This is a genomic window from Streptomyces sp. CAU 1734, from assembly GCF_039888735.1.
GTDB lineage: Bacteria > Actinomycetota > Actinomycetes > Streptomycetales > Streptomycetaceae > Streptomyces.
The window spans coordinates 289,300-314,107 of sequence record NZ_JBDQQP010000012.1 but is presented as its reverse complement, the minus strand read 5'-3'; the positions used below and the strand labels follow the sequence as shown (position 1 = coordinate 314,107).

General features: G+C 69.8%; 28 protein-coding genes and 5 tRNA genes. 22 read left to right on the top strand and 11 right to left on the bottom strand.

Features of this window, described 5'->3' with window-relative positions:
* Window positions 1-490: 490 nt before the first annotated feature.
* The 12 genes from AAFN69_RS24400 to AAFN69_RS24345 all read left to right on the top strand — a co-directional run bounded on the left by AAFN69_RS24400 (window position 491) and on the right by AAFN69_RS24345 (window position 6,836).
* Window positions 491-562, top strand: a tRNA-Arg gene (locus AAFN69_RS24400).
* 35 nt (window positions 563-597) lie between these two features.
* Window positions 598-671, top strand: a tRNA-Asp gene (locus tag AAFN69_RS24395).
* A gap of 19 nt (window positions 672-690) precedes the next feature.
* Window positions 691-808, top strand: a tRNA-OTHER gene (locus AAFN69_RS24390).
* 17 nt (window positions 809-825) lie between these two features.
* Window positions 826-896 (top strand) — tRNA-Glu (locus tag AAFN69_RS24385).
* Between the two features lie 95 nt (window positions 897-991).
* Window positions 992-1,267 carry a hypothetical protein gene (locus tag AAFN69_RS24380; RefSeq protein ID WP_347730853.1) on the top strand — a complete coding sequence of 92 codons (276 nt, stop codon included), beginning with the start codon at window positions 992-994 and terminating at the stop codon, window positions 1,265-1,267.
* On the top strand, window positions 1,264-1,689 hold the full coding sequence (locus AAFN69_RS24375; protein WP_347730852.1) for a hypothetical protein: 426 nt from the start codon (window positions 1,264-1,266) through the stop codon (window positions 1,687-1,689). Before AAFN69_RS24380 ends, AAFN69_RS24375 begins: the two co-directional genes overlap by 4 nt.
* 31 nt (window positions 1,690-1,720) lie before the next feature.
* Window positions 1,721-2,209, top strand: a complete 489-nt coding sequence (locus tag AAFN69_RS24370) for a hypothetical protein (RefSeq protein WP_347730851.1) — start codon at window positions 1,721-1,723, stop codon at window positions 2,207-2,209.
* A gap of 319 nt (window positions 2,210-2,528) precedes the next feature.
* Window positions 2,529-3,611, top strand: a complete 1,083-nt coding sequence (locus AAFN69_RS24365) for a hypothetical protein (RefSeq protein ID WP_347730849.1) — start codon at window positions 2,529-2,531, stop codon at window positions 3,609-3,611.
* A gap of 58 nt (window positions 3,612-3,669) precedes the next feature.
* Complete coding sequence (locus AAFN69_RS24360) at window positions 3,670-4,125, top strand: hypothetical protein (RefSeq protein WP_347730848.1); 456 nt, start codon at window positions 3,670-3,672, stop codon at window positions 4,123-4,125.
* A 21-nt stretch (window positions 4,126-4,146) separates the two neighbouring features.
* Window positions 4,147-4,662: a hypothetical protein gene (locus tag AAFN69_RS24355; protein WP_347730847.1), complete on the top strand. Its 516-nt coding sequence runs from the start codon at window positions 4,147-4,149 to the stop codon at window positions 4,660-4,662.
* A gap of 348 nt (window positions 4,663-5,010) precedes the next feature.
* Complete coding sequence (locus tag AAFN69_RS24350) at window positions 5,011-5,556, top strand: PH domain-containing protein (protein WP_347730846.1); 546 nt, start codon at window positions 5,011-5,013, stop codon at window positions 5,554-5,556.
* Entirely contained in the window at window positions 5,553-6,836 is a 1,284-nt protein-coding gene (locus AAFN69_RS24345) for a PH domain-containing protein (protein WP_347730844.1), read from the top strand. The genes AAFN69_RS24350 and AAFN69_RS24345 overlap by 4 nt, the downstream gene beginning before the upstream one ends.
* A gap of 140 nt (window positions 6,837-6,976) precedes the next feature.
* On the opposite strand, the gene AAFN69_RS24340 is transcribed toward AAFN69_RS24345, so the two are convergent.
* Window positions 6,977-7,051, bottom strand: a tRNA-Met gene (locus tag AAFN69_RS24340).
* A 171-nt stretch (window positions 7,052-7,222) separates the two neighbouring features.
* Complete coding sequence (locus AAFN69_RS24335) at window positions 7,223-7,828, bottom strand: hypothetical protein (protein ID WP_347730843.1); 606 nt, start codon at window positions 7,826-7,828, stop codon at window positions 7,223-7,225.
* A 157-nt stretch (window positions 7,829-7,985) separates the two neighbouring features.
* Between AAFN69_RS24335 and AAFN69_RS24330 the strand changes: the two genes are divergently transcribed.
* Window positions 7,986-8,474, top strand: a complete 489-nt coding sequence (locus AAFN69_RS24330; protein WP_347730842.1) for a hypothetical protein — start codon at window positions 7,986-7,988, stop codon at window positions 8,472-8,474.
* Window positions 8,475-8,516: 42 nt separating this feature from the next.
* On the top strand, window positions 8,517-9,455 hold the full coding sequence (locus AAFN69_RS24325; protein WP_347730841.1) for a hypothetical protein: 939 nt from the start codon (window positions 8,517-8,519) through the stop codon (window positions 9,453-9,455).
* Between the two features lie 395 nt (window positions 9,456-9,850).
* Here AAFN69_RS24325 and AAFN69_RS24320 read toward each other — a convergent pair whose 3' ends face one another.
* Complete coding sequence (locus AAFN69_RS24320; protein ID WP_347730840.1) at window positions 9,851-10,072, bottom strand: hypothetical protein; 222 nt, start codon at window positions 10,070-10,072, stop codon at window positions 9,851-9,853.
* A 28-nt stretch (window positions 10,073-10,100) separates the two neighbouring features.
* Here AAFN69_RS24320 and AAFN69_RS24315 point away from each other — a divergent pair, with 28 nt between their 5' ends.
* On the top strand, window positions 10,101-11,624 hold the full coding sequence (locus tag AAFN69_RS24315) for a hypothetical protein (protein WP_347730839.1): 1,524 nt from the start codon (window positions 10,101-10,103) through the stop codon (window positions 11,622-11,624).
* A gap of 696 nt (window positions 11,625-12,320) precedes the next feature.
* On the opposite strand, the gene AAFN69_RS24310 is transcribed toward AAFN69_RS24315, so the two are convergent.
* The gene (locus AAFN69_RS24310) at window positions 12,321-13,976 is read right to left on the bottom strand and encodes a hypothetical protein (RefSeq protein WP_347730837.1); all 1,656 of its coding nucleotides are present in this window, start codon (window positions 13,974-13,976) and stop codon (window positions 12,321-12,323) included.
* A 1,262-nt stretch (window positions 13,977-15,238) separates the two neighbouring features.
* Here AAFN69_RS24310 and AAFN69_RS24305 point away from each other — a divergent pair.
* Complete coding sequence (locus tag AAFN69_RS24305; protein ID WP_347730835.1) at window positions 15,239-15,493, top strand: hypothetical protein; 255 nt, start codon at window positions 15,239-15,241, stop codon at window positions 15,491-15,493.
* A 49-nt stretch (window positions 15,494-15,542) separates the two neighbouring features.
* Here AAFN69_RS24305 and AAFN69_RS24300 read toward each other — a convergent pair whose 3' ends face one another.
* The 7 genes from AAFN69_RS24300 to AAFN69_RS24270 all read right to left on the bottom strand — a co-directional run bounded on the left by AAFN69_RS24300 (window position 15,543) and on the right by AAFN69_RS24270 (window position 20,250).
* Entirely contained in the window at window positions 15,543-15,827 is a 285-nt protein-coding gene (locus AAFN69_RS24300; RefSeq protein WP_347730834.1) for a hypothetical protein, read from the bottom strand.
* 204 nt (window positions 15,828-16,031) lie between these two features.
* Window positions 16,032-16,451, bottom strand: coding sequence for a hypothetical protein (locus AAFN69_RS24295; RefSeq protein WP_347730833.1), 420 nt, complete (start codon window positions 16,449-16,451; stop codon window positions 16,032-16,034).
* Between the two features lie 59 nt (window positions 16,452-16,510).
* The gene (locus AAFN69_RS24290) at window positions 16,511-17,089 is read right to left on the bottom strand and encodes a hypothetical protein (protein ID WP_347730832.1); all 579 of its coding nucleotides are present in this window, start codon (window positions 17,087-17,089) and stop codon (window positions 16,511-16,513) included.
* On the bottom strand, window positions 17,086-19,218 hold the full coding sequence (locus tag AAFN69_RS24285; protein WP_347730831.1) for a hypothetical protein: 2,133 nt from the start codon (window positions 19,216-19,218) through the stop codon (window positions 17,086-17,088). Before AAFN69_RS24285 ends, AAFN69_RS24290 begins: the two co-directional genes overlap by 4 nt.
* Before the next feature lie 2 nt (window positions 19,219-19,220).
* Window positions 19,221-19,658, bottom strand: a complete 438-nt coding sequence (locus tag AAFN69_RS24280) for a PIN domain-containing protein (RefSeq protein ID WP_347730830.1) — start codon at window positions 19,656-19,658, stop codon at window positions 19,221-19,223.
* Window positions 19,655-19,888, bottom strand: a complete 234-nt coding sequence (locus AAFN69_RS24275; RefSeq protein WP_347730829.1) for a hypothetical protein — start codon at window positions 19,886-19,888, stop codon at window positions 19,655-19,657. Before AAFN69_RS24275 ends, AAFN69_RS24280 begins: the two co-directional genes overlap by 4 nt.
* Window positions 19,889-19,968: 80 nt before the next feature.
* A complete protein-coding gene (locus tag AAFN69_RS24270; protein WP_347730866.1) occupies window positions 19,969-20,250 on the bottom strand; it encodes an HU family DNA-binding protein in 282 nt (93 codons plus the stop codon).
* Window positions 20,251-20,979: 729 nt separating this feature from the next.
* Between AAFN69_RS24270 and AAFN69_RS24265 the strand changes: the two genes are divergently transcribed.
* From AAFN69_RS24265 to AAFN69_RS24240, 6 genes are all read left to right on the top strand, one after another.
* A complete protein-coding gene (locus AAFN69_RS24265) occupies window positions 20,980-21,621 on the top strand; it encodes a hypothetical protein (protein ID WP_347730828.1) in 642 nt (213 codons plus the stop codon).
* The gene (locus AAFN69_RS24260) at window positions 21,618-22,064 is read left to right on the top strand and encodes a hypothetical protein (RefSeq protein WP_347730827.1); all 447 of its coding nucleotides are present in this window, start codon (window positions 21,618-21,620) and stop codon (window positions 22,062-22,064) included. The genes AAFN69_RS24265 and AAFN69_RS24260 overlap by 4 nt, the downstream gene beginning before the upstream one ends.
* A 55-nt stretch (window positions 22,065-22,119) precedes the next feature.
* A complete protein-coding gene (locus AAFN69_RS24255) occupies window positions 22,120-22,434 on the top strand; it encodes a hypothetical protein (RefSeq protein ID WP_347730826.1) in 315 nt (104 codons plus the stop codon).
* A 174-nt stretch (window positions 22,435-22,608) separates the two neighbouring features.
* A complete protein-coding gene (locus AAFN69_RS24250; RefSeq protein ID WP_347730825.1) occupies window positions 22,609-23,742 on the top strand; it encodes a hypothetical protein in 1,134 nt (377 codons plus the stop codon).
* Between the two features lie 55 nt (window positions 23,743-23,797).
* Entirely contained in the window at window positions 23,798-24,019 is a 222-nt protein-coding gene (locus AAFN69_RS24245) for a hypothetical protein (RefSeq protein ID WP_347730824.1), read from the top strand.
* A 37-nt stretch (window positions 24,020-24,056) separates the two neighbouring features.
* Entirely contained in the window at window positions 24,057-24,545 is a 489-nt protein-coding gene (locus AAFN69_RS24240) for a hypothetical protein (RefSeq protein ID WP_347730823.1), read from the top strand.
* Window positions 24,546-24,808: the final 263 nt, after the last annotated feature.

The following is a 24,808-nucleotide window of genomic DNA, read 5'->3' as shown; positions in this document are numbered from 1 at the left end:
AGCCGGTGGACGACTCGCAGCCGCACAGCCGCCCGCACTTCGTGCCGTACCCCTACCGTGAGCCGGACCCCGAGATCAGCTCCGTCGAACTCGTGACAGCCCGCGGGTACGTCGAGGCCGCAGTCTTTCCGAACGACTGCACAACCGGCCGGAGCCCGTCGAGGATCGCGTCTCCCCGCAGGAGGCCCTCACCTGCACGGCGAACACCGCGCGCCATCTGCGGTGGAGGTCCACATAAGCACTGGATGACACATATAACTTGCCCTGCGCCTGCACTGCATGGTAATCTTTATGTGTCAGAAGGTGAGGGGCTGAATCTCCCCCACCCACCCCTCACCAGGCCAGTTCGGCGGAGGGCAGACCCGACCGGTCTGCCCTCCCTGACCACCACGCCCCCGTGGAGTAGTCCGGCTCGCTCACCCCGTTCTCAGCGGGTTCAAATCCCGCCGGGGGTGCACAACACAACGGGCGCGTCGCATGACGCGCAGCCGCTCTTGTCGTCCAACGGAGAGGACACCGGCCTACGGAGCCGGCGATCGGGGTTCGAATCCTCGCAGGAGCACGCCATGCCCGCCTCCCCGGCCACGGGAAGGCCCAGCTTCCGTCATCCATGGGTAGGACGCCGAGTTGTCTACTCGGTGAACGGGGTTCGAGTCCCCGCAGAGGCGCCAGGCTCTCTAGCGGAGCCACGCCCTCGTAGCTCAACGGCCCGAGCCCCGAAGGAGGACCTGCCGCTTCCCCGCCGTCGATGAGACGGCTGCGGCGGTCCGGACAGAGGTAGATGCCGGTTCGACTCCGGCCGAGGACACGCACACGCACCGCCCGGCTCCTGTCGTCCATAGGTAAGACACCGGATTTTCGACCCGGTGAACGGGGTTCAAGTCCCCGCAGGAGCACCGCTTCCCACGTCACCCCGCCGATCCACACCCCAGTGCACCCCGGTCGGCCGACGCCGAACTGCCGGTCGCGGCACCAGGAGAAGGAGACGACCGTGCCCGAAGAGTTCACCCCCGGCGAGCGGATCCGCGTCGTGCACTGCACCGACGAGCACGACCCGCTGCCCGCCGGCGCCACAGGCACCGTCCGGAACTGGAACCCGGCTCCCTGGCTGCGCCAGCTCGCGGTGGACTACGACCCGCCGCACAATCACCGCCGCCTCATGCTCACGCTCACCGACGGCGCGGACACCGTCGCGAAGCTCCAGCCCACCCGCCACGGCCTGACCGCCGACGGCCACCGGCCGACCCCGACGAGGTGCAACCGATGACCGCCTACACCGTGCCCCTCACCACCCACGCAGACACGGCCGTGCGCGTCGAGTCGGAGCTCACCGACCTGGTCGCGATCGCGGAACTCGCCCTGGAGGCCGTCGATATCGGCGAGCTGTGCCAGCAGTGCGCCAGCGACGTGGACCTCGGTGACGACTGGGAGTGCATCACGGCCGACGGCCGGCCCAATGTGACCCGTCTCGCCGAAGGCACCTACGTGGCCACGCTGACAACGCACGCCGGCGCCGCCGTGGACATCGAAACGAACCAGACCCTCCCGGCCGCGATCGCCGAACTGGCCATGGACAAGCTGAACATCGGCTCGCTGTGCGACCAGTGCGCGAGCAACGTCACCCTCGGCGACACGTGGCGGCCGGTACTCATCGACGGCGTGCCAACGATGACCGCACACACGCCATGATCACCGCACTCTCTACCCCTTGAAGGGACCGATGTCGCACGCATTCGACCTCTCCGCCACGGAGCACGCCTGGTCGGCGGCCCGCGACGCGCACCGCATCAGCACGGCCGCCCTCCTGCGCGAGGCGCTGCCCACCCTCGGTCTGTCCGGCGGCGAGGACAACCCGTACGGCGTCCTCCGCTGCACGCTGCCTGCCGGGCCGGACGCGGTGACCAGCGAGGTCCGGGTCGCGGTCACCGGCGAGGGAGCCGATTTGGTGATCAAGGGAGTGCCGGTCGCGGTCATGCGGCAGGTATTGGTGACCAACGCCAGCATCTTCTTCTCCCCGTTCACCGCCGAGACCTCCCTGGGCCGGACCCTCAGATGGGGGAGGCTCAGCAGGCGGGCACACGGGGCGGAGCAACATCTGACCGTCCCCGCAGGCGCCTCGGCCGACGCCACGCTGACGCTTTCCATGGTGGTCGCCGCTCGCTCCCTGCGCGCCGTTGCCCACCACGTCCGCTCGGCGAGCGGGCAGTGACCACACCCGCGACCCGACGCTGGTGCAACGCCCGCGATCACCCCTTCGTCACGTACCACCCCTGGCTCGACCGCAGCTACTGCCGCTGCGGGCAACGCCAGGAGGCCGGCGCCCTTCCGCTCGACTACCAGGCGATTCGCGAGATCCACCATCACTGCGAACTCGCCGGACCGTGCCGGTGCTACGTGCAGGGCAAGCCAGTCAGCCGATACCCCTCGCCCGCCGACTCGGTCGCATCGGCGGCGCCCCCCGCGTGAGCCCCGCCGTACGAGCACGGCGGGGAGGCCGACGACACCCGCGCTGAAGAGGAGGTTCCACGATGCGCACGGCGCCCGCGTCGATACCGCCGGACCTCGTCGTGTCCGCCACCCATATCGCCGAGCAGGCGGCCAGCCAGGCGGTCGCCGCCGCCGACACCGCCATGCACGCGGCCAGCCGGAGCCCCGCGGCGAACAGCAGGCTCGAGAGCATCATGTTCGCCGCTCACACGGCCGCCACGCAGGCGGAGCACTTCGCCCGGCTGGCTGCCGAGCAGGAGCAAGCCGGTAACCGGGCCGCCAGCCGCAACCTCGCCGTCCGCGCGATCGAGCACGCCGTGGTGGCCCAGGAGACGGCCGGCGTGCCCTGTACCGCCCGGGAGCTGGCCGCGCTGGTCGAGCGTCGGCGCACGGAGGCTGAGCTCAAGGAGGGTGCGCGGGCGAAGCGGGAGCGTGACGCCGCATACGAGGCCGAGATGCGCGCCGCTACGGGTATGGACGCCGAGAACCGGCTGCTCCTGGATATCGCCACGTCCAAGGCGCAGTGCGAGGTTCCCGGGCTGGGGTGGAGTCGGGGGATGGTGCGGGCGATGGAGCTCGCATCGGCCGGTCGGCTCTACCGCCGGGACGGGTTCGCCTGGGCCAGCGGGAGTGCCGGCCGGTTCACCGGCGGGCGGAGAGTCGCCCGGGAGCGGGTGCTTATGCTCGCTCGCGCCGGCTTTCTCGCCATCGGGCGCAGGTCCGACCGGTCGATCGCCGTCACGGCCATGGGCGAGGTGGCTCTCTACCTTGCCCATCTGTGCCCTGAGGGCATTCATGCCGACGACCGGACCGCCCACTCCGCCCGCCTCATCGCCCATCGCAGGCGGGGCCGGAGAAGCGACGACGTCAAGGCCGCAGCGATGGCCCTGGTTCCCTTGGACCGGTACTTCCTGCGCCGGTTCAAGCGACCGGTGACCCTCGCCGAACAGAACGCCCGAGCAGACCTCGAAGCCGAGCAGACCTGGGAGAGCGAAGGCGGCGCCCGCGCCTGCGGACCCCTGACACCACGGCTCCCGCTCCGGGACCGGCCGCTGCAGCTCTTCCTCCCGCTCGGCGACCCTTTCACCGCCCCGGCGACGCCAGCTCCCTCACGCCGCCCCTGAACCGGATCCGCCGATCCTCGCCACCTGTCCCGTCCACATCCACCGTCGGGAGAAGAACGTGCCCTCGCACCACCACGAAGACTTCCCGTCCCTGCCGATCGTCCCGGACCCTCACCACCTGGTCGTCGACGACCCGGCCTGGACCTACACCTCCGCCTGCGCCGGCGGTGGAGGCATCGCGCTGCTGCGCGTCTGGCGCACAGCCGGTGATGGTCGACTGGCCATCGTCACCGAGAACGGCATCGCGGTGAGCATCACGAACGCCGCCGAGGAGATCAGCGCCGCGCTCGCCGTCCAGCACTCGGGCCACCCGGGCCCCCTCGTCGTCCTGGAGCACTACCGGGCGGGCGATGGCGCCCCTCACGACCGCCTAGACCAGGTCCTCGTCGTGCCCGGCCACGCCCCTCGATGGCGTCCGGTCTGGCCCACAGGGCCGGCCAATCCCCGTTTCGCCATCAACCGGACCTGGATGCACGAGGTCGGCAACGTTCTGCTGACCGCGCGTGCCCACTGACCCGCACCCCAGGAGCAGCACGTGCGTATCACGATCTGGCACGACGTTCACCGCGACCACTACGACGGCTACGAGCCCCATCACCCAATGCTCCGGGTGTTCTCCTACCAGGCCGCGCCCGGTGACCCGGAGACCGAACTCTGGCGCGCCGTGGAGATGTTCAACGGGCCGCCCGCGTTCCTCGCTCCGGGCGACCGCGCCACCGCTGCCGCCTATCGGTGGCGGGGCCTTCGCTCGTTCTCGACCGGCGACGGATTCAGTGCCCTGGAAGAAGGCTCTGCCAGGGAGCTGTTCTGGGTCAGCAACGGCGTTCAGCTGCTGCCGCAGACCGACGCATTCGCGTGCCTCGCCGTCGACGGCCGCTCGGGGTCGCAGCCGCTTGGCGGCCTCGTCACGTACATGATCCCGGCGCACAGTGACCAGGTCCGGCAGGGTCTGTTCGAGGCCGTGACCGGCTCCGAAGCAGGTCTGCGCATGGCCGTCGGCGTTCACCACGGAGTGACGCCGGGCGAGGTCGTCCTCATTCCGTCGCGGTAGCCGACGCGTCAACGAGCGACCGGCCTCGCTCCTCGGGGCGTTCGGTCGTTTCGGTCATTCGTTTTGCGGTGGCTGGCCGGCACCAATGGACCCGACCGGCGGTCCATGCGACACACAAAGTTGACCATCAGCGGAGTCATCTGGCATATTTTATGTGTCAGACGGTTTGATCTGAACCTCTGCCAGTTCAGCGGCCGTCCCCTTCCGGGCTGCCGTCATCCGCACGTGCACTCCCGCAGCCTGTCTCTGCCGGTCGCTGTTCTGAGGCGCCGGCCAGCGGTTGCTGTACCAGATCCCGCTCCAGCATCAGCGCACCATGGGCGCGCCCTGCATCAGGCGGCCCCACTCATGGTGGTCCGCAAGCACAGAAAGGACATCGTGGAAGCCGACCTCTATCAAGGCCAGCTCTTCCTGCCGGACGAGAAGTTCACCAGGCTGCCCCGTAAGGTCATCGCACTGTGGCGGATCGAGATCGTCATCCCCGCCGCCGTGCTCACCTCCGCCATTGCCGCGGTGTTTGGTCTGCTCATGCCCTGGTGGCTCGACTGGGATCCGCGCTTGGCTCTCATCTCCGCCCTTGTCCCTCTACAGGCTGGGTGGATGTGGTTCCGGCTCAAGGCGCGGTGGCGCTTCACCGGATACCGCCTCACCGACGACGAGGTGCTGGTCCGTCACGGCCTGCTGAAGCGCTCCCTGGAGACGTTCCCCTACGGCCGCGTTCAACTGGTCGAGGTCTCCTCCGGATTACTCGCTCGTCGGCTCGGGCTGGCTCACGTCGTCATCTCCATCGGCGTACGCGAGCATGCCGCGATCGGACCCGTCTCGACCGACGAGGCAGTGCGGCTGCGCGGTAGGTTGACGGAGCTCGCTCAGCAGAGGGCGGTCGAGCTGTGAGCGACGTCATCGAATCGGGCCACCTGCACCCGATCACGGCGCTGCGCCGGGCCTGGTTGCAGCTCAGCGTCTTCGGGTGGTTCGCCTGGGGCAACCGCGACATCTTCGGCAAGATCGCCGACAGGTTCGGGGTATGGGGGCTCGTCTGGGCGGCGATCGTCCTGATAGGGATACTCACCGCAGTCGTGTTCGCCTCCTGGCGCAAGACGGCCTTCACTCTGACCGCCGACCACCTGGACTACCGCTACGGCGTTCTATGGCAGGTGCAGCGCCGCATCCAGGTGAGCCAGATCCGTACGGTCGACATCGAGCATCCACTGTTCGGCCGGCCCATCGGGGTCCGGGCATTGACGTTCAGTACCGCAAGCGGCCCGACCAAGTTGGCCTATCTCGGACCGCGCGCGGCAGGCCGGTTGCACGACGCGGTGGTTCTCCAGACGGGTGCGCGGTCGGCGACGAATCCCGGCAGTGAGGAAGTCGTTGCCCGGGTTTCGACCAAGGACCTCGCGCTTTCGATCCTGCTGGACGCGGAGGTCGTACTCGGCCTCGTCGTCGGCGGAGCGGTAAGCATCGTCCCGTTCATCCTCTCGGGGCACGCCCTCACGCTCAGCCTCGCGCTGCCCTGGATTCGCTCGGCTTGGAGGCTCACCGGCAAGCAGTTCCCGAGCCACCACGGCTGGGTCGTCAGGGAGGTGGACGCCGGCTACCGCACGGAGTTCGGGCTGTTCAACAAGGGCCAGTACACCTGGCAGCGTGACCGCATCTGCTCGATCACCGTGCACCAGCCGCTGCTCTGGCGCTCACGGAACTGGGTGCGTGTCACCGGAGGCATCGTGGGCCAAGAGGACCGCCTCCTCGTGCCGGTGACCACCCGCGCCCAAGCCGAGAAGATGCTCGCTCACATCTACGGCCCCGACGTCCTGAAGGTGATGGACACCGCGGAACACACCTCCCGGCGAGCCCGCTGGTGCACCCCGTGGTGGCGTCACTGCGCGTTCAGCCGCACGCAGCACTTCGCCGCAGGTTGGCGGGGGATGTTCCTGAGGCAGACCGTCACGGTTACCCCCGTGTCGCGCGTCCTGGGAGCGCGGGTCACCCAGGGGCCGTGGCAGCGCCTCCACAACGTCGCGCACGTCACGCTGGAACTTCCCGGTGGGACGGACGTGGAGGCCGTCCACCGCGATGTCGAGGAGGCTGCCGAGATCGCCGCCGCCGTACGCCGCTCCTGTGTGCTGACGTCTCTTGCCGGAACGCCAATCGCCCGCCGCGCAGCGGCGTGAACGACCAGGATCCGCGGTGGTGCCGTTCGGAGTCCTCAGCGGCCCTCGCTGAACACCTGGTAGCGGTTGCTGCTGCGCGCTCGTGCAGCTTCACAACTCCGGCCCTCAGCGACGTGACGTCGCAGAGGGCCGGTTCTCTGTAGCGGGGGCGGGATTTGAACCACGCGACCTCTGGGTTATGAGCCCAGCGAGCTACCGAGCTGCTCCACCCCGCGTCGGTACGCCCAGTGTAGGGCACGGAGGCGACGAAGTCTGAGCCTTCGTCACGCCCCTGAGCTGTGCTGGCGTGCGGCGGGGCGCCGTAGGTGTATGCCATCTGCTCGACCGTCATCAGTCCGGCAAGTCCGAGTGGGCCGCCCGCTTTGGCCGGAGCGCCGCGTGCCCTGTCAGATCAGGCCCAGGGTGGGCCACATCATGATGGTGCTGAGCTCCACGATTCCATCAGGGTGGCTTTCCAGAAGGTGCGGCTCCTCGCGAAGGGTGGCCTCGTCCAGGCGGAGGCGCAGGGCCATGCGCGGGAGGTCACACAGGGGGTGGTCGTCGATGTCGACGACGGTGGCACACCGGCCCTTGCCGGTGAGGTACATGCGGTCGCCGGGCTGGGCCTGGTCGACCAGGGCCTGGCGGAGGTAGTACCGGGACTGCTGGTACGGCTTGAGTTCCTGGCTCGCGGCCCGGAAGCGCTGGGCATCCTCCTCGGTGGCGCCGTCGGCGTACAGAGCGCTTTCAAGGCGGCCGAGTTCGTCGAGCTTGTCCTGGAAGCCGAGGAAGGCCGGGGGCTGGCCGTCGGCGGACAGGAGAGCGGTGTGCTCGCCGTAAATGGCCTCGCCGTTCTCCGTCGCGGGCAGGGGTGAGGTGAGAAGCGCGACAGGCTGCCCCTGTACGTCGTAGACGCGGCGGACGGTGGCGGGACGACCGAGGTGGTCGGTGACCTCCTTTCCGAGCCAGTGCGAGTCGTTCACCGGTGCGGCACAGACGAGATCGGCGGTCATTCGAAGGTCCTTCCGAGCCGACATCCCCTTAATCATTATTCTACCCCATGGGCGCACACTCGACACATATAACTTGCCTTTAAGGCCCTTTGGGGATAGATTAACCATCAGGTGGAGATGCCGCCGCCCGCGTCTGCGGAACCTGAGGAGTCGTTCGGTGAGCTTCACCTACCACGTCAGCGGCACTGTCACCTTCGACTCCCCGGTCCCGACCGCCTCCTTCTGGGAACTCCTGGATGCCCGATACAACCCGTGGCTTCTTGCGACGTCCGGCTCGGAGGAGGCTCCGCAACTCCACATGCGTGAGCGTCTGCTGATCCCGGCCGAGAACGCCACGCTCGACGAGCAAGGACGCCCGTCTCACATCAAGGGGATCGCCGTCGACTGGGACGAGAGCAGCTACCTCATCGGAGACGCGCTGCGCAACGTCGCTCTCGCCGTCTACTCCAGCGGCGCGGACTTGGACGACTACGAGGTCGACTTCCGCGGGGAGGACGGCTCCGAGGGGGAGATCGTCTTCTACACCGACGAGGACGAGGCCGTCCTGGGCTGGGAGGAGACCTACGCACCTGGCCGTTCCCCCAACGTCTTCGGCTGCGTGCCGTGGGTCCACCGGCCGCCGCAGAACGCCTCGTCCCGCTCCTGAGTCAGTCACGCCCCGACCAAGACTCGACGAAAGGACATCGCATTGGACGACCCGACATCATCGACCGAGGTCGTCTTCCACGCCCGAGCGGAAGCTGAGCGGCATACCGTGCACGCGTACTTCGACCAGCTCGGCAGAGAGATGACCGATGTACTCAACGAGGACCTGGTCGAAGGCGGAGGGTGGAGCCACAGAGTCTCGGGCCGGTACGCCGGCGGGCTCGTCCTGCATCACCGGGCCCGTGATCTGGGTATCGACGTCTGGCGGGACAAGTCCTACCTCAAGGGCCCCGCCGGCCGACGGCTGACGGTGGAGGGATGCTACTCCTCCGAGTACTGCGGCTGGAGGGCATCCTCCATCACAGTGTCGATGGACCGTCCGGCCCGGGCGATCACGCGGGACATACTCCGCCGCTTCCTCCCTGGATACCTGGCGACCGTTGACGCGTCGATCCAGGCAGCTCGCAAGGCCGAGGAAGACCGCCGGGCGCGCCGACGCTTCAATCGTCGGCTCGCCGACATGATCCCCGGCCTGCGTGCAAGCGGCGGCTACGACCTCGCGCGGGAGCCCGACCGTACCCGGTCGTACTGGTCCCTGCCGGTCTACGACAAGACGTCCACGGCGGTAGTCGGCGGACACATCACCTTGGCGTCGAACGGGGAGACCGCGGGCATCGCACTCGACGAGGTCCCCCAGGAGCTGGCGCTTCGTATTCTCGCGCTCGTTCATCCGCAGCAGGTCCTCGAGGGCACCATCGCGCTGCGTCCGATCCCGCCCGCCCGCCGAGCACTGTCGGCCTCCCGGGTGATCCGTGGCGAGGTAGTGGGTGAGCAGCGCTCACCCACCGGAACCGCAGACCGCTGGAGCCTCACGAACCGGCTGGCGGTGGATAGCCGTCTCCGTAAGCGCGGCACGCCCGGCAGTGTCGGCAGCGCCCGTCATGGTGCCGCCATGAGCGACGAACGACAGCACGAGCCGTAGAAGACGACGATCGCGAGACCGGATGGGGCGACGACGAAGCGACCGATCGGAGTAGGAGGTGACCTCTGTTCGCCGCACCGCAACAAGGGTGACGCCCTTCAACTCGGAGTTCTCCCCGGCGAGGCCGGACCGTTCGGAACGTATGAGTTGGAGCTCGACCGCAGCGAGGACCGGGACCGAGCCGCAGCAGCTCCGTCTCAGCTCCCCGAGCCCTCGCCTGAGTGAGGCCTACGACCTGCTCGGTCGGAGGACTGGCCCGGAACGAGCGGCACCGATCCCAGGGCCTCCTTCCCGACCGTCACCCCCTAGCTATGACTTGGCGAGCGCGCAGAGCCTCTCCGAACACGTCCGCATTGTCACTGCCGTAGTGCATCGTCAGCATCGCGCGCGGTGTTTCAGATCTGGAGGAGTCCCATGTCGAAGCGCACGAAGTCGAGGCCGATGTTCCCCTCGACAGCGTGGTACAGCTGCGGCGACACGCCCCGGCTTCCGACGCGCTCGCTCGTGTTGGAGCACTGCCGCCGCATGATCGACGAAGGACGGCTGGAACGGGTCAGCTTGTCGACTCCCCGCCCCAATACGACTATCTGGTGGTCGTTCGATGCTGCGTGGTCCACGTCGGACGGAGCCCGGGTACGTGCCCGCATGACCCTGGCTGCCGACCAGAGTGCCGGCCCCGACGCCGCTGCCTATGAGAGCGACAGTTCGTCGGCAGTACCGGGCGCCATCACCATCACTGCGGAGGCCGACCGGCCCTGGGAATTCACGTGGCCGTCGCCCGCCGCCATGTTCCTGGACCGCAAGTGGGTGTGGGGGCCACGACCTACTGAGTTCGGAGAGAGCAATCCCGCAGTCTCGTTCCTCGCATCCGGAGTGGACATCATGATTGCCGATCTGAACAGGCAGCCCTGGTGCATCACGGTGATCAGCCATGACCCCCGGCCCTGGGAGCCCCCAGCGCGGCAGCAGCCCGAGCCGTCCCTGGTGCGGCGGCTGCCGGCGGGCCTGCTGGGGCGGATCGTGGAGATCCGCCTTCATGGTCCCGACGCCGTTGTCGCGGACCGCTTCCTTGCCCGTCGCGGGCTGAGCCTGGAGTTCGGCGGGGCCACCATCCTCTCCTTGTCCTCCCTGCGTCACGGTCTGTCCCAATCCGAACTGGTTGTGCCGTCTCGGAGTCTCAGCGTGCTGCGAGGCCGCGGCACGCTGGGGGACGTCGTGACTCGGGTCGCATCATCGCCCTGGCGGTCCACTGCGGCAGCGTGGGAGGCGGTGGTGGACCTGCGGGACAACTGGGTGATGGCGGACGAGGCGGCCTTGGCCCGAGTCCGGGCGCGGGCCGACACACTCGCCGCCCGCGTCGCGGAGGCCGCGCAACGAGACCAGCAGCTCCAGGTGAAGGTTGCGGCGGCGCAGGCACAGCGGGACCAGGCGGTTGAGACCGCGCGCGCAGCAGAGACTGAACTGGAACGTGTCCGCCAGGAGTACGAGCGTGATACGCGTGTTCACTTGCTCACCGCTGCCCGGGACGAACTCACCACCTGCCGCGCCGAGCTTGAGCAGAGCGAAGCCCTGGTCGATGACCAGCACCGGCAGATCGTCTGGCTGCGACGGCAGCTGATGCTCCAAGGTGAAGGCCTTCCGGCCGAGCCGGACATCGTCGATTCCTGGGAGTCGCCGACGACCTGGGACGAGCTGTTCGAGGCGGTGGAGCGGATGTCCTTCGTCCTGCTCGGCGAGACGGTCCCGACAGCGACCGCGTCCTTGCGGTGCCACACCAACGAACGCCTGTGGGTGCACCGCTCGTGGGAGGCGTTCCGAGCCCTGGAGTCCTACGGCCGGACCAAGCAGACCAGCGGGGCCGACGGCATCCCGCACTTCGCCGCCTATCTGCGTGCGCCCGTGGCGGCCGTGACGATCCCTGCCTCACGGTATGCGTCGGCCGAGTCCAACAGCGTGACCACCAGTGACCGTTTCCGGCAGGCCCGTACCTTCCCGGTGCCCACCGCGGTCTGCGGCCGGGGGCAGGTGCTGATGCAGGAGCACATCCGGATCGGGACAGGACAGCCGCCCGCGCCGCGGCTCCACTTCTATGACGACACCTCCGGCGTGACGGGCAAGGTGCACGTCGGATACCTCGGCAAGCACCTGCCCAGCCCAGCCACGAACTGACCTGCGCCAAGGAGAGGTCCTCCGGCAGTGCGGCGGCCGGCGGCGGCCGCGCTTCGGCTCCGCGCCGACGTTCGTCGGTGCGTGCCTGGAGCAGGCGGGCCCAGCGCAGGGTGGTTTCCTCGCTGCCCGGGGTGTAGAGGCGCTGCGGTTCGCCGTACTCGATGAGCGTGTCGAGCACGGTCATGCCCAGCGACTCCGGCAGGCGTCGGGATGCGGTGCTGCGCTCCTGGGAGACCGCGACGAGCGGCCCGCCGTCCTGCACGTCAGCGGCCCACCAGGCGACGGCCGCGCCGACAGCTTCGCGTCCCAGCCCCCGGCCCTGCCCGCGGAGCGGCTGTCCGCGGTGATGCTGACCAGGCCGATCGCCGCGCCGCCGGCGGCGGGAGCGACCGCCCACACGCCGGGGGTGGTCGGGTACTCGCATTGCGGGGCCTTGATGCGCGCCTTGCTCGGCGGGCCGCCGAGGAAGGCCCGGGATCTCTGGGTCGGTCAGCACGGCCCGGACGGCCGGAGCGTCCTGGTGGGTAACCGGGCGCAGGGTGACGCGCTCGGCGTGAAGGACGGCAGGCCACAGGCGGGCCAGGACTGCTTCGACGGACTCGATAGTCCCAGGATGGCAGTGTCGGGCGGTCGTGCGGGGTGAGTTCGCGGCACCGCCGGGCTCCGGCCCGGGGTGGCCCGGGCCGGAGCGGGTGGTCACTGCCAGGAACCGGGCTGGGCCGGGAGGTCGTCGAGGGCGTTGTTGATCATGCGGGTGATGTCGGTGCCGTAGTGGGTGTCGCCGTGGATGAAGGTGGTGGTGAAGGCGGTGCGCTCGCGGCGCGGGAGGTCGGCGGCGCGGTAGGTGGCCAGTTGGTCAGCGCGCAGGAGCTGGGCGAGGGCGATGTAGCCGCGGTCGGCGACCAGGGTGAACAGGACGGGGCCGTCGATCTCGGCGTCGGCGTGGTGGGCGTCCCACCAGTACTCGTCCGGGGTGAGGCTGTGGCCGCGCTGGTGCCGGGCCACGATCGTCACCTTGATGCCGGTGCGCGGGTGGCCGATGACGATGTGGGACGACCGTCCGTCCCAGGTGGCGCTCAGGGCCTCGGCGGCGGCGCGGCGGACGACGTCGGCGACCGTCTCGGGCGTGGGCGGCACGGTGCCGGTGAGCAGGGTGCGGATGCTGTCGGGGCGGGTGTGGACCGGGCGGCCGGCGACGATCAGGACGTCGTTGCGGATGCGCTGGTCGTCGGTCTCTGTGATGCCCGGGTGCCAGCGGCGGTGCGCGCGGACGTCGGCCAGGACTTCGCGCGCGCCCTGGTTGTCGTTCGGGTTGAGGTAGAGCAGGGTCAGCAGGACGCGCTCGGCGGAGTTGAAGCGGCCCAGCCGCCACAGGGTCAGGGCCAGACCCTGGACGGCGCGCAGGAAGGGGCGGTTGTCCGTCTCGGACCAGGGCAGCCGGCCGTGGAAGATCATCGGGAGTGAGGCTTCGCCGACGGCGACGGCGGCCTCGTACCAGGCCAGCGCCTCCTTCAGGTGGCGGCGGCGCTCGGCGGTGGTGGGGCCGACCCAGGAGATGAGGTCGCCGAAGTCTCCGTCGTGGCGCTGCAGGGCCAGGCTGCCGAGGTGTGCGTAGGCGTCGACGTCGCGGGGCTCGGCGGCGACGACGCGGCGCAGCTCGTCCTCGTAACCGTCCACGTCACCGGTGGCTCGCATGGTGTCCAGCGCGGCATCGAGAGGTAGTTCAGCGCGGCCGGGGTAGGGGTCCGGCATCCGGAAGCGGGGCAGGACGCCGTCCTCGGCGAGTTGCTCCAGCCACCACCGCGCGGCGATCTCGGTGTCCTTCTGCGGTCCTGGGGCGATGTCGAGATCCTCGCCGTCCCGCGCCGCTGGATCCCCCTGGCCGTCGTGGTCTGTCCCGGGCGCCGGGCCGGAGGTGTCCTCGTGCTCGCCGAAGTCCTCGTCGTCGTTGTGCTCTTCGTAGGCGTGGAGGACTTCATCGGGGTGGAAGTCGCCGTCCTCGGTCGCTTCTCCGGCGCCGGCGAGGTGCGCTTTCTCCGCGGCGTCCCGGGCCTGCTTGCTCCGGGTGCCGGGCAGGGCGTGCGTCAGCGGATGGTAGACGTCGGGCCACGGGTGGCCGGCAGCGAGGGGGCTCCACATCGCGTAGTCCTGCTGCATCAGGATGCGCAGGGCCAGGTCGAGGCCGTGGTGGTCGAGCCGGTCCGGAAGGCGGCCGGCCTCGGCTGCGCTGGTGACCTCCTGGAGCGCTTTCTGGTAGCCGATCTGGGTCTCGGCGTCCAGGAGGCGGGCGAGCCGGGTCGGCTGCGTGCGCTGGACGCGGCGCCGGGGCTCGGCGGAAGGGCTGGTGGACACGAGGGCTCCTTGAACCGGGCTTCGCGTGGCGCACCGCCCCACCTCGGTGCGACGCCAAGCCATCAGGTCAGGACGCCGTCATCATGTCGATCATGCTGGTCGTGCCGGTTCGAGCGTGGGCTGCAGTTCACCCGGGTCGGTCAACGGTGGGGATGACCGGTGGGAACGCGCACCGTGAGCGCGGTTTGGGAGCTCATCCTGGCGGGCCGCCGCAGGGCGACGCAAGGCCACCGTCGGAGAGAGATCGCTTATGTCCCATTCCATGCGCCTCCTGTTGGAAGTTGGCGCCTGTCGGCGGCACTGTGCTCGTCGGCTCCTCTCGGTGCCCGGACCCGACCTCCCCGCCAGATGAGCCGGGCGGATCTCCCCCGGCGACCGGACGGTCCGGTGGTCGGCTACGTGGCTGGCCGGGACTTCCGCGACAAGGAGGTCGCCGTCGAGCTGTGCGACGTGCGGGCGTCCCGGCCCAGCGGGGCGAGCGGGCCGCGGCTGCCGGACGGCGGACGTCGTCGGTCTTCGAGTGCTCCCAGCTCCCCTTGTCGGAGGAGGGCGGTCACCTGTGCGTGATGTGCCGCCGGATCGCTGACATCGCCCGCCTCCAAGCCGACTTGCGGACGCGGAGGGAACAGATCGGCGCCTGGGCGCGATCGCTGTTCGCGGGCGGCGAGCTGGCGATCGTGTGGGGCGAGCTGTTTGCGGCTCCGGACACTCCTTCGGGGCGTCGCCGTCCTCCGCCCGCCGGCCTGGTCCAGGTGGTCGACGGGAGCGGGCGGCGGCGCGCGGACGTGCTGGTACGCCTCGCCGGTCCCCGTACGAAGGGAGCTCCGGCGGAGGCGTTGCGGCCGGAAGACGGCGCGCGGACGCTGTCGCGGGTGCTGGCCGGGCGGCGGCAAGTCGTCTGGGGTGGTTTGGACGTGGTGGGTGAACGGCTGTCCGGCCTGGGGCATCCCCTGGCGGTGCGGGTCGCGTCCGCCCCGTCGGCCGGTTTCCGGGCGGGTGGCCGCTTCTGGGACGATTCCGTTCCGGCGCGGTTCACCCAGTGGCGGGTTGAACTCGACCCGGGCAGTGGTGCTTTGCGTACGCCGTGGAACCCATGGGTCCGCGGACCGGCTGTGGTGGGTGCTGCGCCGCATGGCGGGCGCCGATACGGCAGTCGGTACGCACTGCGTCGGCTCGGTGACGGATCGGTAGACCACCGCCGCCAGACTCCTGTCCGCACCACGTGCAGGAGTACCCCGTCGGTCAGCTACGGAAGGCAGAGGATGAGCGATGAGGGCAAGGCCAGGGCGCTCCAGGAACGGCTTGACGGCCTGCGGGTGCTGCACGGGCCCGTCCACGACGAGGTCGTGTCCTGCACCACGCAGTTGGCCGAGTTACTCGGTGAGGAAGGCGATTCCCGCGGGGCCTACCTGCTCTACGGAGAACTGGGCCGCGCTCTGCGCGAGCAGGTAGGCCCCTTCGACGTGCGGACCCTGGACGCGTACGAGGGAGTGGCCCGCTGGATCGCGAGGAGGTGATGCGTCCGGGCCCGGCGGCGAGGTGGCGCGCCTGAACGGCCCCGGGGCGTCAGCGTCGGCGAAGACGCCCCGCGAGCGTGAGCACCGCTCGCGTCACCATGGCCGCCGCCAGGACGGAGAAGACCGCGACCAGGCGGATGCCCAGGCCGTTCCCGCTGTTCACAACGGGCTGCCACAGGTGAGGAAGGGCGATCGGGAGAGGGCGTGCAGGGTGCAGGCGCGGCGGGGGCGGCGGCTGGTCGTCCTTGAGAGGGACCCTGGCCGGGCTGGTGATGGCGATGGCTGCTCCGGTGACCAGCGGCATCAGAAGGGATGCCGGCAGCGTTCCGGTCACCGGGTGGCCGGAGCGTCGGGGGCGGCCTGTGCAGGGGCCTCTGCCTGCCCCGCCGCGCCGTGATCGGCCCGGCGGTGGTCATGCGGTTGCGGGGTCCTGCTCCTGCCCACCCGGTGGTCCTTCCGAGCTGGTGGCCGGTGACGCTGTTCAGCGCTGCCGAACGTGCCGACATCCGAGTCGGTGGCGCACGGGCAGGCGCGCCGGTCAGAACAGGACGTTGTCCTCGGTGGGCGGGACGGCCCGCTCCGTGGTGGGGGGCCGGTAGTGAATCTCTGTCCAGTCGTTCTGCCGGTGAACACGCATTTCGTCGCAGCGCGGGCACCGGACGGCCCAGTGCGTGATGCACCAGTAGGCGTGGTGCTGGACCGTCGTCCACTTCGAGGTGCGCTCCCGGGTGGAGCGTGCGACACGTACTCGTGAGGGCGGTGGCGTGTAGAGGGTCTTGCCGAAGGCGGTGGACAAGGGGCCGGAGAAGGCGCAGGTGGTGCAGGTCGGGTCGACGTGCGTCATGGTCGGCGCGGGCTCCCAGCGCTCCCAGCGGATCTCGCCCAGCGTGGGATCGGCGTCGGGAAGCGCCGGAAGGATTCTCCGCTCGGCCACGGCGGGGTCGCGGGGTATGTCCATGCCGTCCAGTCTGGCCCGGGGTGCTGACACCGGCGGTTCGGCCCGCGAGGCAGGCTCGGTCATGAGCCGGAGTAGTCGACGTCGTTGATGTCGAAGTCGAAGTCGTCCTCGGAGAACCCGCTGTAGACGCTGCCTGCGTTGAAGTGGTCTGCCAGGGCCTTCTTGATGATGCCCTGGACCTCGCTCTCCTCCGTGGCCCGCGTTAGGGCAGCGACCTGGGCGCCGGTGAGGTGGAGGTAGATGTCGCGTGCCCGGACGGCGTCGGAGCCGCGGACCTGGAAGGTGTTCGCTCGGCCGACACGCGCGCCGATGCCCGAACGGCCTTTGCGGGCTTCCATCTCCTGGGCGCGCCGTTCGCGGCCGCGGGGGGTGGTTTGCACCTCTGTGGCGTCGCGGTGCAGCCGGTCGGCGTACTTCACGGGTTTGCGGGAGCCGTCGATCCAGCGGGAGACCGAGCGGGGTTGGACGCCGTAGGCCGCGGCCATCGCCTTCGTGCTGCCGTTGTACTTGCGGTCGCGGACCTGGGCGGCTTGGGTGGTGGCACGGGCAGGCGCTGTGCGGGAGGGGAAGAGGAACGCCTTGAACCGCGCGTTCATGCCCGGTCCGTCGATCTCGTCTTCCGGGTTGTCGCCGCTCACGGCTGGGTGTCTCCGTCCTTCTCAGCGTCGGGCAGTTCTGTGCCGTCGGTGGTGTAGGCGTGCACAAGCCGGGAGGGGTGCTGGCCGGCCTCCATGGCTTCCAGGGCGGCGCTCATCGGAATGCTCGACTCGTGCTTGGACGATCCGGGGGCGATCCCCAGGCGCAGCACACCGGCGACGGGCTTGCCGTTCTCGGGAGTGGTCAGCAGTTCCAGCGGCGACGGCTTCGCGGCGGCGTAGAGCTTGGAGTCGACGTTGATCGCGAAGGGCGCCCGGCCAGTCATCTGGAAGGTCTTGCGCGTCTGCCGGTGCTGGGCGACCCGGGCCGCGGAGATGATCTGGTAGCGCAGCTCAGGGCGGTAGGACCAGTGGGCGACGACCTTCTCGAGCCAGTCGGCCTCCTCCGGATGGGATTTGCGCGCGTAGTCCATCCATTTGCCGATGCCGTTCTTGTAGAGCTGCTTGTAGAGCGTGGCCAGGACCAGGGCGTCGCCGCGGTCGGTGTCAGCGGGGTCGATGTCCTTGTGGGCGGCGTACGCGGTGAGGAAGGTCTCCGGGTCCTGGCCGTCGGTGAGTCCGAGTACGCCGTAGACGCGCTTGTAGGCGTCCCGGATCCGGATGGTCCATTCCTTCAGGATCGGCGCGGTGCCCTGCTGCCGGCCCTCTTCGTCTTGGAGGGCGGGCAGAAGTGCGTCGGTGATGGTGGCCGCGTCGAAGCCGTACGCGCTGGCCATGTAGGCCACCGTGGGAGTGGCGTACCAGCCGGGGCCGGTCGGCGGCATGCCGTGGAAGGTTGCCGGGTGTGGGAGCAGGGGCTCGGTCTCGATCCCGGTGAAGTCGCACCACCACAGGCCTGCGGTCTTCGGCGACCAGGGTGGATCGGTGATGTGCTGCAGCGGACCGATGGGCAGCGGCAGGGTCTGGGTGACGGAGAGGTAGGAGGCACAGACGTCGACGGCGACGGCCCACTCCAGTGTGGCTTCCCCGTCAGTGAGCGGCCGGGCCCACCACTTGAAGTCCTCTTCTTCGCAGATGGCTTCGTGACGGTCGAGAAGTTCGTGTGTGAACGGGTGCCGGGCGCCGGCGGCCTGGGGAACGGTCGTGTCGCCGCTGGGGAGGGCGCCCTCGCGCAGGCGCCGCTTCCACTGCCCTTCCTCGTCCTGGTAGGGCTCCGAGCGGGGACGGACGGCCTCCAGGAGCAGCATGCTGGACGTGGCCGGCGTGACGCCGGGGGCGATACCGATGTCCGTGACGAAGGCGCGGATTCGGCGTGCGAGGGCACGGGCGTCGCGCTGCCCGCCGGGAAGGGTGGCGAGGGTGGCGGTCATTGCGGTGGTGGTCTTCTGCTTCTCGCTGCCCTGGCCGAGCCAGGGGGTGACGATGATGCGCAGGGACGCCTTCGGCCCGCCGACCGAGCCTGCCCGTCGGAAGACGTGGAAGACAGGGCCGATCTCCTCGGACACCTCCATGCCGACACTGACGGCTGCCGTGTCCAGCTTCTTCTTGAGCGAGGCCAGGGCCTTCTCCGTTGCGGGGAGAGCCTCGGGCAGACCGAGCGCCTTCACGGCCGGCGCGGTCAGGCAGACCATGCCGTCACCTACTCGGCCGGACGCGTGCAGGCGCTCGACGCGCAGGGGGAGGCCGGTGCCCAGCCACGCAACCCATTCGGTCAGTTTCGTCCCGGCCGGTGCCGGCACCTCTTGTACGTCCACGGCCCAGCCGGCTTCGGTGTGGTCCAGGGCCACTGCGGGCCAGCGGCGCACGGTGGCCGCCGTGGAGACGGATCCCGGGCGCCGTGCGGATGCCGGACGGGGCGGTGCAGCCGTGGTGCGCCCGGGCAGTCCCCGGTAGGCGGGAACGGGGCGCGGGCTCGCCGGGTACGCGTTTACTGCGGGGCGGGTCGTCTCGGTGCCGGGCGGGGCCGGCTGCGGCGCGGCCTGCTGTTCCCGTTCGGCCCGTACACGGGTGAGGCGCTCGACGGTGGCGGCGCGGGAGGTGGGAGTGCACTGCTCGGGGCAGCGCTTCCAGGACGACTTCATCTCGCCGCCCTCCTCGTACCAGCAGACGACATATCCGGGGCGGCCGCTGCCGAGGCATCCGCCGCATCCGGCCAGCCGTACCTCCGCCATCATCAGCTCCTCTTCATGGTCAACGAGCGATCGTCGGCAAGGTGCCGCAGGTCGCGGATGGGGCAGGAAAGGGACGCCGCGGCGAACGCAGGATCCAGGGTGAGCAGCTCGGCGCCCAGGAGTTCGGCCAGGGCGGCGCATGCGGCGTCGTACGGGCGCAGGACGCGGCGCAGGTTCCATGTGCGGATCGTGAGCGGCATCGTGTCGTGGCGGTCGATCTGCATGAGGCGCAGGAGTTCCAGGGCCCGGACAGCTTCTGCTTCCGGCACGAGGCCTGCCTGAGTGAGGGTGTGCAGGATCTCGGACACGTGCAGGTCGATGCCGAATGGTGCCGCGAGGCGGGCGCCCGGGAGCAAGGCGCGGATCCGCTCTGCCTGTTCGTCCGTTCCGACCAGGAAGGAGGTCAGGGTTCCGCTGTCGAGGACGAGGGGATTCGTCACGACTTCCGGTTCACCGCGTCTCGGGCCTGGGTGATGTCCGCGATGCTCACGGAGCAGCGTCCGGCGATGTCGCGTGCTCGCTCCGCCGCTTCGGCCGGGGTCAGGGTGCTGGCGTGGTCAATGAGGAGCTGCAGCAGGTAGCCCTGGAGGGACTGGTGCGCGCGAGCGGCTCGGACTCTGAGGGTGTCCACGACGTCCGGGGGGAGATCACGGACTTGCACGACTGCCATGAAGGCATTCTACATGCAGTGCAAGCATTTTGCCTTCGCGGGTACTGCGAGGCTGGCCTCGCAGTACCCGCGCGGCGGGGCTACTTCCCCTTGGCGGCTTCCTTGAGCCTGGAGCCCGCGGTCACCTTCACGCCGTAGCCCGCCGGGACGTCGATCGGTTCGCCGGTGGAGGGGTTCCGGGCGGTGCGGGCGGCGCGGTGGGTCCGCTCGAAGGCGAGGAAGCCGGGGATGGTGACCTTTTCGTCGCCCTTGGAGACGACGTCGCCGACGATCTCGGCGAGCGCGGCCAGTACGGCGTCGGCGTCCTTGCGGGTCACTTCGGCGCGCTCGGCGAGCGCGGTCACCAGCTCACTGCGGTTCATGGGGTACTCCGTGTTCTTCTTGGGATGCGGCCAGGACATGATTCCAGGCGGCGCTGACAAATCCGGCGGGTCGCCGACGGCGATCCCCGGGCCGGCGCTCGCGCGCCGACGCCCGTCCACCCCGCCGGTCCGGCGGAGAAGGCGGGGACACCCCTCCAGCTTGACACACAAAACTTATCACTAACGCCAATCTGGTGCTGTTTTACGTGTCATCCGCGTCACCCCCCAAGACAGGTCGCCCACCCCGCCTCCCCCGCGCCCCCGCCCGGAGTAGGCCCTGTCGGCCGCGGCCCCTTCACCCGCCACGCCAGAGCGAAGCCGGCCCCGGCCGCCGGGGCCGCCACACCGTCGCACACCTCACCATCGACCGCCATTCGCTCACGAAAGTCACGGACCACCGCGCCGGAGATGCCGGGATGCGATGGGGTCACACCGGGCCCGGGGATGCACATACCGGACGAAACCCCCCGGCGCTGACGCAGCCACCGGCAACCCCCTCTGGCGACGGACACCCTTCCGGCGCGCAGGCGATCACCACAACCCTGAAGCAAAACCCGAATGACACATATAGCTTGACCCTCTTCGCAATTATGGGTATATTTAATGTGTCGCAAGGTCGCAGATGCGTCACCGACCTCAATGCCGCCGCCCGGCGTCTCGCCTCACCCTCACCGGGCGGCATCCCCGCCTGGCCCGCTCCCGTCCCCGATACCAGCGGAAGGTCCCGGTATGCCCCAGCATCCCCGGCTCGTCGAGACCCGGGCCGCGCGCGACCTCGGCTCTTACGGACAGTTGGAGATGGTCTCCACCACGCGCCAAGGGGCTCCATGGGCGCTCTACCGCCTGCACGCCCCCCACGTCCGCGGCTGCCTCCTGCTCACTCCGGCGGCCGCCGACGACGACCCGACGGCACCGAGAACGCGTGCTGCGGACGTCATCATCGACCCCGCTCCCCCGCTCGGTCTCGGATCGCCCGGTATTCGCCCCTTCACCGTCAACTCCATCCCCCTGACCGGCCCCCGGCTGTTCAACGCAGATGATCCCTCAACGGTGCACCCCCTCCGTGCCGGCCGGACCGGGCAGCCCGAACCGATGCCCCCGCTCACACGTCAGCACGCCCGGACCGTGATCACAACCGTCTTGGAGCACTGGCGCAAGCGCAGCGATCTCGAAGACCTGTACCGCGCCGCGCACCGTCGCGCCGTGCTGCAGCACCTCTCGCGCTATCGCGGCCAGATGGACCGGCGCCGCCAGGTCCTGGAGAAAGCCCGGATCGCCGTGGCCGAAACCGGACAGCGCATCGCGGTTCTGCAAGACGCCCTGCGCGGCACCGACCAGACCTCTCCCCCCATCCTGGAGCCCTGCCCGTGACCCCTTCCGACCGCTCGTCCGACGCGGCCCTGGCCGCCGTCCGCACGGCCCTCGCCGACGCTGGTCACGACCTCGGCGAACTCCTCGTCCTCTCCATCGGCACCGGCCCGCGGCACGTCGTCGTCAAGTACAACCCGGACGGCGACTCCTGGGACCGGGAGGAGGAGCACTGCGCCGCCTACGCGCAGACCCTCCAGCGCGGGGGCTGGGGACAGGCGCTCGATCTGGAGAGCCTCGTCCTCATCCCTGACGTCCCGGACAGCGCGGCACCCGGGCAGTACACCGCGACCTGGCAGATCGCTGTCGACGGAACCGACCCGGCGGGCGCCGCCGCCGAGGCACGGGAACGACAGCTCGATCCGGGGGTCACCGAGGCGCTGTGGACCATGACCGACCACCTGGGCCGCACCTCGGCGGCCACCACGTCCGACTCCCACCGCTGACCGGAGGTTCCCGCCTGGCTACCCGGCCTGCATCACACCGATACCGAGGAGACCTGTGACCGCGATCAGTGACATTCCGCCCTGGCGGCTCCCAGCGGCCCTGGCCGCACTCGCTGAGGAACTCGGCATCACACCGGGCGCCTTGGACGAAGCCGTACTGGAAGCGGCCCACGACCAGGCCGCCAGCGCCTACAACAACGGCGCCCACGCCGAGCTCGCCGACGACGAAGCACACGACCAGGTACACAACAGCGCTGACGAGCGCGCATCAGCCATCAACGCCAGCGTCACCGCCCAGCTCGCCTTCCTGGCCGACGGCTGCGCCAGCGCCCAGGCCCTGCGCTCCCTGCTGGCCGACTTCCTGAACTGATACCCCCTACGCCCATCCTTACCTTCCCGAGGAGATGATCACCCGATTCACGGCACCCGCTCTGACCGCCACCACAGCCAGACCGCGCACGACCCGCTGACCTTCGACATCCACCTCCAGGAGCGCGGCCGCACACGCTACGTCGTACGAGGCCGGCACGTCCGCGGCTCCTTCGTGGTGATCCCCGAAGCCGCCAAGGACGGACCGGTCCTACCGGAAACGGTCCGCGTCCAGTTCGGCTGTGACGGCGACGAGGACTACTGGCGCACTCCGCGTCAGGACGAACCCCTCGTCCACAACGTCCGTGTCCATGGCTGGACGGACAACATCGACCCCGACAACCCGCCCTCGGGCTGGTACCTGGGCCAGTACACGGTCAACCTCCGGGACAACGGCATCGAACGGGAGTTGCCCCCAGGAGCTCGGCGGCGGACGGAAGCCGTCGTGCAGGCGGTCGTTCGCCACTGGAGTGGCCTTCCCGAGCGCCCCGCCCTCGTGCTGGCTGCTGCCGCCACCAAGGCGGCCGAGTACGCCGAGCACGAGGCCGTCCTCGCCGCCGAGCAGAAGGCGAAGGCGGCATCCGTGCAGGCGGAGCGGGCACGGATGCGGTCCCGGCTGAACACCGTCAACGGCATCGCCCGCCGGCATCCGCGACCCAAAGGTGCGCTCCGTCAGGGATGGGTGCCGGTCAGCCTCGTCGACAACAAGGAACGCAGCATGGGCACCATGAACGTGCGCGAGGTCGAGTTCAGCAAGGCCCAGCCCGGAGCCGTGGTCTACGAGGTCGAAGGACGTCGCCTCGCCGGACGCTTCACGGTCGGCTGCGACCAGTGGCGGCCGCAGCCACTTCCCCAGGGCGTCCGCGTCACCTACGGCCACGTCGAGGACTCCAGCCCCTTCCGTCATGAACACCCCCACGAACCACACGTATTCGGCGTGCGGGTCGGCGGAGTGTGGGAGTGCGAACGGGCCGGGAAGATCACTGCCTCCTCGCCGGGCCGCCTGTCGGCGGATGCCCGCACAGGGGTACGCGCCCGCATGTCCGCCTCCGACGCCGGCGAGCGGTACTGCTCGGCCGTCCTGCGCGCACTCGCTCTGCACTACCTGGCTCGGCCCGACCGGCCGGCGCTCCAGTTGGCCGCCGCTCAGAACAACGCCCTGTCCCAGCGCGCGCGGGCCCGCGAGGCACTGCGCACGCTCCGTGGCGAGCAGCGGCGGGCGGAGGGTGCGTCGATGCGCCACCGCCTCCGGGAAGCCGAGTACCGGGCGTTGGGGGGATCAGGCCGGAGTGTCCGACTCCACGCCTGACTTCATGAGGGCCACCGTGCCCAGCTCTTGTCTTGCTACTCCCCTTGGAGGGCCCATGCCCCGCTACACGTTCTCAACGCTTCCCACGTCTCTGCGTTTCAGCCTCATCGCCGCAACCGCCCAGGAGGCCGAAGCGCGGGTTGCGCGGCTCGAAGACGAGACGCATAACGTCACCTCCCTCGGCACGCTCGGCGTACGGATCGAGGACCTCTCCTTCGGCGACCACAGCGACACCGAGCTGGCCGAGTACAGCACCGACCATTCCGCCGACGCATAAGGCCGGACAAGTTCTTCGACGAGAAGGGATACGGGCCGTGCCGATCGATACGTCCGTAGCGAACGCCGATGGCGCCGGTGCGTCACATCCGGACCCGGAGACCAGCGGGCGGAAGCCCACCGTGCGGGAGCGGCAGCACCTCACCGACGCCGCCAGGAACCCCAAGGGGCATATGCCCAGCGAGGCCAGTGCCCGGCTCGTCGAGGCGATGCTGGCAGAGGGGTGGGTCTACCGGGAAGACGGTGACGGCTTCCGGCTGGAAAACGAGGAGGCACTGGTGTTTCGCGGCTCCACGCCCTGGAAGATCACGCAGGGCGGACGCTGGGCCGCGCTGGGGCTCCGGCACCGCAGGCTGCTCGCCGGGGGCGGGGCAGGCACACCGCTCCTTGCCCGCAGCGACGCCAGGACAATGACCTTGGTCGAGATGCACTTGGCAGAAGACGTCGACGGTGCCGTGCGGCTGACCGCCCTGGGCGGCGACCTGGTACACGCATACGTGACGGGTGGGGACAGCAGTCAGCCGTGAGGCTTCGGAGTCCGTCATCTCGGGGGACAACCCGTACGCCGAAGCCTCACGGCCCCGAGGCCGGGACAGAGTGCGGGGGTGAGTGGCACTCCGCGCGGGCTGCTCGTGTTCCCCAGCTAGTGCTGCGACCTGCCGTGGGCACGGGATTACCCCTCCGCGTCGGCACGTCATGCCGCAGCGAGGAGCACCGCACGTTCGCCGCCGCTCGCCAGGGTCTCGGTGCCCCGCACCGTTCACGGGCCGCGGGCGCTGGTCGCGGCGGC

Bases quoted from the DNA above. Each gene is read 5' to 3' on its own strand.
- AAFN69_RS24315 (WP_347730839.1), top strand. From the start codon at position 10,101: ATGACCCTGGCTGCCGACCAGAGTGCCGGCCCCGACGCCGCTGCCTAT.
- AAFN69_RS24305 (WP_347730835.1), top strand. From the start codon at position 15,239: ATGAGCGATGAGGGCAAGGCCAGGGCGCTCCAGGAACGGCTTGACGGC.
- AAFN69_RS24285 (WP_347730831.1), bottom strand. From the start codon at position 19,218: ATGGCGGAGGTACGGCTGGCCGGATGCGGCGGATGCCTCGGCAGCGGC.
- AAFN69_RS24335 (WP_347730843.1), bottom strand. From the start codon at position 7,828: ATGACCGCCGATCTCGTCTGTGCCGCACCGGTGAACGACTCGCACTGG.
- AAFN69_RS24245 (WP_347730824.1), top strand. From the start codon at position 23,798: ATGCCCCGCTACACGTTCTCAACGCTTCCCACGTCTCTGCGTTTCAGC.
- AAFN69_RS24275 (WP_347730829.1), bottom strand. From the start codon at position 19,888: ATGGCAGTCGTGCAAGTCCGTGATCTCCCCCCGGACGTCGTGGACACC.
- AAFN69_RS24265 (WP_347730828.1), top strand. From the start codon at position 20,980: ATGCCCCAGCATCCCCGGCTCGTCGAGACCCGGGCCGCGCGCGACCTC.
- AAFN69_RS24295 (WP_347730833.1), bottom strand. From the start codon at position 16,451: ATGGACATACCCCGCGACCCCGCCGTGGCCGAGCGGAGAATCCTTCCG.
- AAFN69_RS24350 (WP_347730846.1), top strand. From the start codon at position 5,011: ATGGTGGTCCGCAAGCACAGAAAGGACATCGTGGAAGCCGACCTCTAT.
- AAFN69_RS24375 (WP_347730852.1), top strand. From the start codon at position 1,264: ATGACCGCCTACACCGTGCCCCTCACCACCCACGCAGACACGGCCGTG.
- AAFN69_RS24365 (WP_347730849.1), top strand. From the start codon at position 2,529: ATGCGCACGGCGCCCGCGTCGATACCGCCGGACCTCGTCGTGTCCGCC.
- AAFN69_RS24270 (WP_347730866.1), bottom strand. From the start codon at position 20,250: ATGAACCGCAGTGAGCTGGTGACCGCGCTCGCCGAGCGCGCCGAAGTG.
- AAFN69_RS24370 (WP_347730851.1), top strand. From the start codon at position 1,721: ATGTCGCACGCATTCGACCTCTCCGCCACGGAGCACGCCTGGTCGGCG.